This is a genomic window from Streptomyces sp. NPDC043878 (genome assembly GCF_056435735.1).
On sequence record NZ_JBWKDW010000056.1, the window covers coordinates 1 to 9,684 of the forward strand.

9 protein-coding genes are annotated in these 9,684 nt (G+C 66.1%); all 9 read left to right on the top strand.

The genetic code is table 11. The features are described from left to right. Positions 1 to 148: 148 nt before the first annotated feature. The 9 genes from AC07AZ_RS37865 to AC07AZ_RS37905 all read left to right on the top strand — a co-directional run bounded on the left by AC07AZ_RS37865 (position 149) and on the right by AC07AZ_RS37905 (position 9,364). Positions 149 to 469, top strand: coding sequence for a GNAT family N-acetyltransferase (locus AC07AZ_RS37865; protein ID WP_478855303.1), 321 nt, complete (start codon positions 149 to 151; stop codon positions 467 to 469). 278 nt (positions 470 to 747) lie between these two features. Continuing rightward, a complete protein-coding gene (locus tag AC07AZ_RS37870) occupies positions 748 to 1,221 on the top strand; it encodes a MarR family winged helix-turn-helix transcriptional regulator (protein ID WP_478855304.1) in 474 nt (157 codons plus the stop codon). 32 nt (positions 1,222 to 1,253) lie between these two features. Further along, complete coding sequence (locus tag AC07AZ_RS37875; RefSeq protein WP_478855305.1) at positions 1,254 to 2,930, top strand: NAD(P)/FAD-dependent oxidoreductase; 1,677 nt, start codon at positions 1,254 to 1,256, stop codon at positions 2,928 to 2,930. Continuing rightward, positions 2,927 to 4,384: an ATP-binding protein gene (locus AC07AZ_RS37880; RefSeq protein ID WP_478855306.1), complete on the top strand. Its 1,458-nt coding sequence runs from the start codon at positions 2,927 to 2,929 to the stop codon at positions 4,382 to 4,384. The genes AC07AZ_RS37875 and AC07AZ_RS37880 overlap by 4 nt, the downstream gene beginning before the upstream one ends. Then, complete coding sequence (locus AC07AZ_RS37885) at positions 4,381 to 4,737, top strand: UBP-type zinc finger domain-containing protein (protein WP_478855307.1); 357 nt, start codon at positions 4,381 to 4,383, stop codon at positions 4,735 to 4,737. Before AC07AZ_RS37880 ends, AC07AZ_RS37885 begins: the two co-directional genes overlap by 4 nt. A 558-nt stretch (positions 4,738 to 5,295) precedes the next feature. Beyond that, positions 5,296 to 5,898, top strand: a complete 603-nt coding sequence (wrbA, locus tag AC07AZ_RS37890) for an NAD(P)H:quinone oxidoreductase (RefSeq protein ID WP_478855308.1) — start codon at positions 5,296 to 5,298, stop codon at positions 5,896 to 5,898. 135 nt (positions 5,899 to 6,033) lie between these two features. Further along, positions 6,034 to 6,990 carry a zinc-binding dehydrogenase gene (locus AC07AZ_RS37895; protein ID WP_478855309.1) on the top strand — a complete coding sequence of 319 codons (957 nt, stop codon included), beginning with the start codon at positions 6,034 to 6,036 and terminating at the stop codon, positions 6,988 to 6,990. Positions 6,991 to 7,128: 138 nt separating this feature from the next. Then, the gene (locus AC07AZ_RS37900; RefSeq protein ID WP_478855310.1) at positions 7,129 to 7,599 is read left to right on the top strand and encodes a DUF5709 domain-containing protein; all 471 of its coding nucleotides are present in this window, start codon (positions 7,129 to 7,131) and stop codon (positions 7,597 to 7,599) included. A gap of 106 nt (positions 7,600 to 7,705) precedes the next feature. Beyond that, complete coding sequence (locus AC07AZ_RS37905; RefSeq protein WP_478855311.1) at positions 7,706 to 9,364, top strand: RecQ family ATP-dependent DNA helicase; 1,659 nt, start codon at positions 7,706 to 7,708, stop codon at positions 9,362 to 9,364. The last annotated feature ends 320 nt before the right edge of the window (positions 9,365 to 9,684 follow it).

A 9,684-nucleotide genomic window follows, 5' to 3' on the forward strand; every position in this document is an offset into this window, starting at 1 on the left:
CCGTCGCCAGCCTCAGGGAAGCCCTCAACACCACCGCCTGACCCCCCGACGGCGACCGCCCCCACCAGGAAACAGGCGGCCGCCACGGAAGCCGTGAGTCACATCAGGCGTGAAGGCAAGCATGCAACTACCACGTTTAAGGACCAGGATGAGTGACTCGCAGACGCATACTGCACAGATCATCGACAACACAGAGGCGAACAGGTATGAAGCCTTCGTCGACGGTGAGCTTGCTGGTTTCGCCGAGTACATTCGCACCGACAACCTCATCGCCTTCGTGCACACGGAGGTGAACGTGGGTTACGAAGGACAGGGCATCGGTGGGGCGCTGGTCCGTTCTTCACTGGACACGGCACGTGCTGCCGGCCTTCCCGTGCTGCCCGTCTGCCCCTTCTACACCGGCTGGATCGCCCGGCACCCCGAATATCGGGGGCTCGTCTACACGAGCAGAAGCAAAGTGAACGACTGATGTCCGCGCTCTGTGATGATCCGGGGGATCACACGTGGCGTCCCGGATCCAGACACTACGAGGCTGCTGGTATCTCCGTCAGTCATGAGTCCCGGCTCCGCCTTCACCAGGCAGATAACAACAGCGTCGCAAGTCCGCCGTGAAACGAGGGCCATACCGTGCGGATGCGGCCTGTCAGCCAATCAGCCCTTCTGTGACCATAGTGGACGCTGTGCGCACCAGTCTTGAATATCGTCGACCAGCGGGACCATGTGGATCCGTCGTCACATGGTGGACACATGGATAAAAAGTCGCAGTCGTTGTCGGTCACCGAAATGCAGGCATGGCGTGGCCTGCTGCAGATGAACGAACTGCTGGTCAGCCGCACGACTCGTCCCGTCCAGGACGAGTTCGGACTGTCCGAAGCAGATTGCGCTGTGCTGACAGAGCTAACTCAAGGCACCGACCGGTGGATGCGCATCTCGGACTTGGCCGGCAATCTGGGATGGGAAAAAAGCCGGCTGTCGCACCAGCTCGGCCGCATGACGAAACGAGAGCTCGTCGTCAGAAAAGAATACGCCGCCGACAGGCGAGGGGCCCTCGTCGCTGCCACCAAAGAAGGGCGAACAGTTATCACCGTTGCCGCCCCTCGGCACGCGGAAGAAATTCGCAAACTGTTCTTCGATCATCTCTCTCCCCGGCAAATAGTTGCACTTATGGCGATCACCGATCGCATCATCAAGGTGATTCACGCCGATATCGAAGCTCCCTGATCGCTCTATCTGCCACACAGCATGGGGGAAAAATGACACAGGCCACCGAGACGCCGCGGACCGTCATCATGACCGTGGACGATGACCCGGGAGTCTCCCGGGCCGTCGCTCGGGACCTGCGGCGGCGCTACGGCGCCTCATACCGGATCGTGCGTGCGGAGTCCGGCGGGTCCGCGCTGCAGGCGCTGCGCGAGTTGAAACTGCGCGGCGACCTGGTGGCCGTGCTCATGGCCGACCATCGCATGCCGCAGATGAACGGCATCGAATTCCTCGAACAGGCCATGGACATATACCCGAGCGCGCGGCGCGTACTGCTGACCGCCTACGCGGACACCAACGCGGCGATCGACGCGATCAACGTCGTCGACCTCGACCACTACCTGCTCAAACCCTGGGACCCGCCGGAGGAGAAGCTCTACCCGGTCCTGGACGAACTGCTCCGAGCATGGCGCGGCGGCGACCATCGGTCCGTGCCCAGCACGAAGGTGGTCGGGCACCGCTGGTCGGCACGGTCCTCGGACGTACGGGAGTTCCTGGCCCGCAACCAGGTGCCCTACCGCTGGTACTCGGCCGACGAACCGGAGGGCCGGCGGCTGCTGGCGGCCGCGGGTCAGGACGGACAGCGGTTGCCCGTAGTGATCACCCCGGACGGCACACCGCTGGTGGAGCCGGAGGCTCTCGAACTCGCCGCGCGGGTGGGCCTGGCGACAACCCCGGCCACCGACTTCTACGACCTGGTCGTCATCGGGGGTGGCCCGGCCGGCCTGGGCGCGGCCGTCTACGGTGCGTCGGAGGGGCTGCGAACAGTGCTGGTGGAGCGATCGGCGACCGGCGGGCAGGCCGGGCAGAGTTCACGGATCGAGAACTACCTGGGCTTCCCCGACGGCGTTTCCGGTGGCCAGCTCACCGACCGCGCCCGCAGACAGGCGGCGAAGTTCGGTGCCGAGATCCTCACCGCGCGCGAGGTGACCGGGCTCGAGGCCGGCGGCGCGGCACGGACCGTGCGATTCTCCGACGGCTCGGCGATCGCCGCCCACAGCGTGATCCTTGCAACAGGCGTGTCCTACCGCCAGCTTCCCGCCCCGGGCGCCGACGCGCTCACCGGCTGCGGTGTGTTCTACGGCTCGGCCCTGACGGAGGCAGCTTCCTGCGAAGGCCACGACGTATACGTCGTGGGCGGCGCCAACTCCGCAGGCCAAGCCGCGATACACCTGGCACACAACGCCAAGTCGGTGACCCTGCTGGTGCGTGGGCCGTCATTGGCAGCATCGATGTCGCACTACCTGATCCAGCAGATCGAGCAGACGTCCAACATCCGGCTGCGGTGCGGCACAGTCGTCGAGGCCGCCCACGGCTCCGGTCACCTGCAGCAGCTCACCCTACGCGACACCCGGACCGGCCACAGCGAACTCGTCGACGCACAGTGGCTGTTCGTATTCATCGGCGCCGCCCCGCGCACCGACTGGCTGAACGACAGCGTGCTGCGCGACAGGCGCGGTTTCATCCTTGCCGGACCCGACCTCACTGCCGACGGCCGTCCCCCGGCCGACTGGGAGTTGGACCGGCCGCCGTATCACCTGGAAACCAGCATTCCCGGCGTATTCGTGGCGGGCGACGCACGTGCGGAATCCGCCAAGCGCGTCGCCTCCGCCGTCGGTGAGGGAGCCATGGCCGTCATGCTCGTCCACCGCTACCTGGAGCAGTCGTGAGCAGACGCCCCCTGCCGTGCAGCGCGCAGGAGATCAGGCAACTCTTCCTGTTCGAGAAGCTGACGCCCGAGCAACTGGGACGGCTCTGCGCCGAGGGCCGGGTGGAGCTGTTCGAGCCCGGACCTGTCTACAGCGAGGGGCAGCCCGCGACGTGCTTCTACGTGATGCTTGAGGGCACAGTCGTCCTCTCCCGCCAGGTCGGCGGGGACGACATAGAAGTCAACCGAACCAGCCGGCCCGGGGTGTACGCAGGTGCCATGCAGGCCTACCTCGGAGACCGCACACCGCAGGTCTACAACAACACTCTGCGTACGACCGAGCCCACACGGTTCTTCGTGCTGCCTGCAGACACCTTCGCGGGCATCATGCACGAGTGGTTCCCGATGGCCGTCCACCTGCTGGAGGGCCTGTTCTTCGGAGTGAAGAACACGCAACAGGCCATCGGGCAGCGGGAACGCCTGCTGGCCTTGGGGTCGTTGTCGGCAGGGCTCACGCACGAGCTGAACAATCCGGCTGCCGCGGCCGCACGGGCGACCGCCACGCTGCGTGAACGGGTGGCCAGGATGCGCCACGAGCTTGCCGTGATCGCCGAGGGCCCTTTCACCCGAGAGGTGCTCGCCAAGCTGATCGAGTTCCAGGAGCAGACGGCCGAACGGGTAGCCAAGCCGCTCTCACTCAGCCCGCTCCAGGCAGCCGACCGGGAGGACGCCCTCACGGAGTGGTTGGAGAACCGAGGCATTGAGCAGAGCTGGCAGATGGCGCCGACGTTCGTCCAGGCCGGCCTGGACAGCGGGTGGCTGGACCAAGTCGCGGCGCTGGTGGACGACAAGACCCTGCGGGCGGCGATCGGCTGGCTCAACTCCACAGTCGAGACCGAACAGCTCATGGACGAGATCACGGATTCCACTGCTCGCATCTCCCACCTGGTCGACGCCGCCAAGCAGTACGCACAGCTGGACCGAGCTCCCTTCCGTATGGTCGACGTCCACGAGCTGCTCGACAGCACCCTTCTCATGTTGGCGGGCAAGATCGGCTCGCAGATCACCGTCGTCAAGCAGTACGACGAGACGCTGCCGGAGGTCCCCGCACACCCAGCTGAACTCAACCAGGTATGGACCAATCTGATCGACAATGCGGTGGCCGCCATGAACAGCGCCGGTGGGGACGGAACCCTCACCGTGCGGACCGCGCGCGCCGACGACCAGCTGCTCGTGGAGGTCCAGGACACCGGCGCCGGTATCGACCCTGAGATCCGGGACCGGATCTTCGACCCGTTCTTCACCACCAAACCAGTGGGCGAAGGCACCGGGCTCGGGCTGGACATCTCCTGGCGAATCGTCATCAACAAGCATCACGGGAGCCTCCGGGTCGAGTCCGTTCCCGGGGACACCCGCTTCCAGGTACTCCTTCCACTCACCGCTTCCCCACCCGACCCGACCAAGGAGTCAGCATGACCGGCAACACCGGAATCGACCCCACCGTCCCGCCGAGCGGTGCCGGCTGTGTCGAGTGCGAAGAGACGAATGGCTGGTGGTTCCACCTGAGGCGCTGCGCACTCTGTGGACACGTCGGCTGCTGCGACAGCTCACGAGGGCAACATGCGGCCGCTCACTACCGGGCCACAGGACACCCCGTAGTCCAGAGTTTCGAGTCCGGAGAAGAGTGGTTCTGGGACTATGCCTCGAACGACGTGCGCGAGTCCGGACCCGTCCTCGCTGCACCCAGCAGTCACCCCGAAAGCCAGCCCGCACCAGGGCCGGCAGGGCGTGTGCCTGCGGACTGGGTGCGGTTGCTGCGCCGCGAGTAGGCTCGCTCACGTTCATGGTGGTGTGGGTAGGTCACGGCTCCCGCTGAGTCTGATCGCCCTCCGGGCAGCGCAGTGCGGCGAAGTTTCAACGTCGTTGGAGCATCGCACTGCGGCCCGCTACTCGCGTGATCCACACCCCGGACTTGCATGCAGCCACCTGACACGTTCGCCGGCTTCGTTCAGTCAGCCGGGCTGTCGCGGGTGTTGATCGCGTGGCTCGCGCCCGAGCTGGCAGGGCGAAATACATGTCTTGATACATGTCTTGGCCGCGGGTCACGGCAGCGGCGAGCAAGAGCAGGGCCCGGGTGTCGTTTGCTCCGGCCAAGGTGCAGTGACTGTCGCTCCGCATGGTCGCGTTGCGGCCGGGCCGGCGAAGGTCGTCCCGATCCGTGGGGTTCCTGCCCGTTACTGAGGGGCTCCGAACGGATCAAGGATGCAGTCTGGTCAGGCCAGATGCTGGCACACCCGAGTTCGATGCCCGAAAGGCACGGCGTCGCCCTGCGGTTTCGGAACCACGAACCGGTACCCATCCCCCATCGCATACAGCAGGAGTTACTCATGGGCACTCGAGTTGCCGTGATCTACTACAGTGCCACCGGCAATGTGCACCAACTTGCCCAGGCCGTGGCGGAGGGTGCGGCCAGTCGCAACGCGGACGTCCGACTGCGCCGCGTACCCGAACTGGCACCTGACAGCGCCATCGACGCCAACTCTGCCTGGCGCGCACACACGGACGCCACCAAGCACGAGGTGCCCGAGGCGACGTTGGAGGACCTCGAGTGGGCGACGGCGTACGCCTTCGGGACGCCCACTCGGTTCGGGAACGTCACCGCGCAGCTGAAGCAGTTCATCGACTCGACCGGCGGCCTGTGGCAGGCCGGCGTCTTCCACAACAAGCCGGCAACCAGCTTCACCTCAGCGATGAACCGCCACGGAGGCCAGGAGTCCACGCTCCTCGCCCTGAACAACGTCTTCTACCACTGGGGCTCCATCATCGTGCCCCCTGGCTACACCGATCCTCTCCTGTTCGCGTCGGGCGGCAACCCCTACGGCACCAGCTGGCCCAGCGGTGGTGGCGAGGGCCCTGACCAGGCCACCCTCGAGGCGGCCCGCTACCAGGGACGCCATCTTGCGGAGATAGCCGACCGCCTCCGCGGCTGACCACGCCGCGCCAGAACCGCCGGCCTCCGAAGCCGTGCGTGCTTCGGGAGTCGGCGACGGCACAGGCTCAGTACTTTTTGCACCCCGATTGCCGGCCCTGCGGCCGGCCACGTCGCGTGAGGAAGAGCGTCAATCATGGCCAGGATCATTCGTATACACGAGCACGGAGAACCCTCGGTACTGAGGGTCGAGACGGCCGACGTCGCCGAGCCCGGGCCCGGGGAGGTGAAGATCAGTCAGGAAGCCATCGGCGTGAACGTCTTCGACACCATGCTGCGTGACGGGCGGGTCAACGGCCCACTTCCCATGGTGATCGGATCCGAAGCCTCGGGCGTCGTAGCAGCCATCGGTCCGGATACAGCCGGTTTCAGTATCGGTGACCGAGTCGCCTACTTCGCCTCCATGGGTGCCTACTCGAGCGAGCGGCTGATCGATGCGAGTTCCCTTGTCGCACTGCCGTATGACATCAGCAACGAACAGGCTGCAGCCTTCCTGGCAAAGGGGCTGACGGCATGGATGGGACTGCGTGCGCTCCACGACGTCACTCCCGGCGAAGTGGTGCTCGTCGTAGGAGCGTCCGGCAATGTCGGATCCATCCTGTCGCGCTGGGCGAAAGCCCTCGGCGCGACCGTCATCGGTGTCGCCGGATCGAAAGACAAGCTTGAGAAGGTGCGGGTCGGCGCGGATCACGCCATTTACGCCCACGACCCGGAAGCTCTCGCCGGAGTACGGACGGTTGTTCCGGACGGTGTCGACGTCGTCTTCGACTTTGTCGGGCGCGCCACAGCGGAGCTGTCGGCGGCGGCGGTACGGTCCGGCGGAAAGATCGTCGCCATCGGCGCCGCCTCCGGCCAGCTGCAGCCGGAGGTCGCAGAGGTGACCCGGCGCGGCATCAAGGTGGTGAGCGGCGGCGTCCAGGACTACGTGAACTCAGCCACCATCGGTCAAGCGGCGGGGCAGTTGTTCCAGGCGATGAGAGACGGGCTCTTCCACGATCTCGCTGTCACGCGCTATGCATTCGCCGACGCTGCCCGGGTCCACGAAGACATCGCGGCAAGGAAGCTGTCCGGTCTGCCCGTGCTCATCGTCTGATTCTGAGCCGGCCGCGGCATACGGCAGCACCAGGGCCGTGAGGCAAGTCGGTGTCTCCACAGCACACGTTGGTGGAGCCGACCAGCTGACGACCAGGACAGGCCACCATGGCCATCGCTCGACGAAGGAGCAGCATTGATGGACGAAGGTATGGCAGACGACGTCTACCAGCCGGACGGATCGGAGGTCCAGGATGACGTTGGCGTCCTGGACGCTCTGGACACCCTGGACTACAGGGGCGGTGACGAAGCTCTCGATGAGGGATACTCGCCGCCGGAGAGGCCGTGGGGCGTGGAACACAGCGGCGTCACGGCTTCGGAGCAGCACCGAGGGGAAACTCTGGACGAGCGCCTCGCGGAGGAGGTGCCGGACGTTGGAGTACCTGCCGGAGACGGCATCGCAGACGCCTGGGAGACGGACGGCGAACCTCGCGACGACGAGGTCGGATACGAGCGGGCCGGACGTCTCGTCGCACCCGACGAGGGAACGCGGCAGAACACGGATTCCGACCTGATCGCCTTTGATCGTGGGCTGGACGGTGCCGGCTCGTCGGCAGAGGAAGCCGCCATCCACCTCATTCCCGATTCCGAAACGTCCCCTGGCTACTGAGCCGTCGAGCGTGCCGCTCGCTCGCCGCCAAGGATCTACCGAAACCGCGCCGTGGGTCTTCGCCGGACGGGAGAGTGGCTCGTCGCAGAAAGGCACGGCCTGCTTCATGTCCGCATTGCAACGTACGTCGTCCGCAGTGGCGCGCTCGCTGTTTGACTTCACTCTGCGGCCGGCGCAGGAAGAGGCTGTCCACGCAGTGGTCGAGGGCCGGGACACACTCGCCGTTCTGCCCACCGGCAGCGGCAAGAGTGCGATCTACCAGGTGGCAGGGATGGTGATCGGCGGTCTCACCCTGGTCGTCTCGCCACTCATCGCGCTGCAGCGGGATCAACTGCGGTCCATGACCGGCCGTCGTCACGGATCGCGCCCCGTCAAGGCAGCCCTGCTGAACTCGGCGCAACCCGTCCGCGACCGGCGCGAAGTCCTGGGCCTCCTTGCCAGGGGGGACCTGGATTTCCTCCTCGTCGGGCCCGAGCAACTCGCGAACGCTGAAACAGCGGCCGCGGTCCGCACCGGAGCTCGTACCGTCAGCTTGTTCTGCGTCGACGAAGCACACCTCGTCAGCGAGTGGGGGCAGGAGTTCCGACCCGAGTACCTTCGCCTGGTCGAGGCGTTGACCGACCTCGGACGTCCGCCTGTCCTCGCTCTGACCGCGACGGCCTCGCCTCCCGTCCAGTCGGACATCACCCGTCGCCTGGGCATGCGTACGCCGCATGTGGTGGTCGGCGACTTCGACCGCCCGAACATCTCGCTAGCCATGCGCTACACCGAACCGGCCAGTACCGAGCCTCGAGCGGTCGATGATCGCTGCGTTGGCGTCCTCATGCAGCACGAGACGCCTGCTCTGGTGTACGCACTCACCCACGCCCGGTGTGAGGCCCTCGCGGACCGTCTGCGACTCAAGGGCCTGCGTGCAGCTCCGTACCACGGCGGTCTCCCCACCCGGACCCGAGCCGACGTTCAGGACGCCTTCTTCGCAGGGGGCCTCGATGTAGTAGTCGCTACCAGCGCGTTCGGCCTCGGCGTGGACAAACCTGACATCCGGACCGTGGTGCATGCGGGCGTGCCGGCAAGCATCGACGACTACTACCAGGAGATCGGCAGGGCGGGTCGAGACGGGCAGCCGGCGACCGCGATCCTGGTGCACGACGCGCGTACCGTGCGCATCCCACGCAGTCTCGCAGCACGCACGCATCTGGGCGAGCCGACACTTCACCGTGTGGTCGACGCCATGGAGGACGCGGGTTGCCACATCGCCGTCGCGGACTTGGCCCGATCCGCCGACGTACCGGCCCACACTGTCGACCGTGTCGTCAACGAGCTGGCGGATATGGGCATCGTCCAACTGCGCGGCTCCGGCCACCACCGCGTCCTCGAGCCGCGGCGCAGTCCACACCACCCAGCCGAGTTGATCGGGCAACTCCTGACGCGGGACAAGCGGCGTCAGACGATAGTGGCCAGCCGTCTTGACGCGGCTCGCCACTACGCGGAAACCACACGCTGCCGACGGGCTGAACTGCTCGCCTACTTCGGTGAAACCTACACAGCACCTTGCGGGAACTGCGACAACGATCGCACGCCGAAGGGGACGCCGACGTACCGCCCGGTCGTCATCGAGGGCGGTACTCCCGTACGGCATCGACTCTGGGGTGAGGGACATTTGCTCAGCAGGGACGACCACGAACTCCTCGTCTACTTCACCAGCGTCGGCTACAAGCACCTCACCCCGTCAACTCTGGCGTCTGGGATTCTGCAACAGACCTGAGAGACGCCACGCGGGTCCCGCGCCTTCGTCGGTCCCGAGGTCGCCGATCACAACGGAAACAGCGCCGCCCTGCGGATGTCCGCGGCCACTCCGCCCGCGACTCACTACGTCCTTGGACCACGACCCCGGCACTGTCGTCCGCCAGGCGCTGGGCGATCGCCTCATTGACAAGTGCGGTGCCCGACCTCCTGGACGAGCGCCCTTGGGTTCGCAGTTGTCGGGTCCCGTCTTGATCTGGGGGGTTTCCGCCTTGATCCGAGGTGCTTGGGCTGGGTTGGGAGACGAGGATTGTGGGTGTTCAGAGCCCATATCGTTCAGGG

What these genes read in the sequence shown, in the direction of transcription:
- AC07AZ_RS37875 (WP_478855305.1), top strand. Translation starts at nt 1,254, where the DNA reads ATGACACAGGCCACCGAGACGCCGCGGACCGTCATCATGACCGTGGAC.
- AC07AZ_RS37905 (WP_478855311.1), top strand. Translation starts at nt 7,706, where the DNA reads ATGTCCGCATTGCAACGTACGTCGTCCGCAGTGGCGCGCTCGCTGTTT.
- AC07AZ_RS37895 (WP_478855309.1), top strand. Translation starts at nt 6,034, where the DNA reads ATGGCCAGGATCATTCGTATACACGAGCACGGAGAACCCTCGGTACTG.
- AC07AZ_RS37865 (WP_478855303.1), top strand. Translation starts at nt 149, where the DNA reads ATGAGTGACTCGCAGACGCATACTGCACAGATCATCGACAACACAGAG.
- AC07AZ_RS37900 (WP_478855310.1), top strand. Translation starts at nt 7,129, where the DNA reads ATGGACGAAGGTATGGCAGACGACGTCTACCAGCCGGACGGATCGGAG.
- wrbA (WP_478855308.1), top strand. Translation starts at nt 5,296, where the DNA reads ATGGGCACTCGAGTTGCCGTGATCTACTACAGTGCCACCGGCAATGTG.
- AC07AZ_RS37885 (WP_478855307.1), top strand. Translation starts at nt 4,381, where the DNA reads ATGACCGGCAACACCGGAATCGACCCCACCGTCCCGCCGAGCGGTGCC.
- AC07AZ_RS37870 (WP_478855304.1), top strand. Translation starts at nt 748, where the DNA reads ATGGATAAAAAGTCGCAGTCGTTGTCGGTCACCGAAATGCAGGCATGG.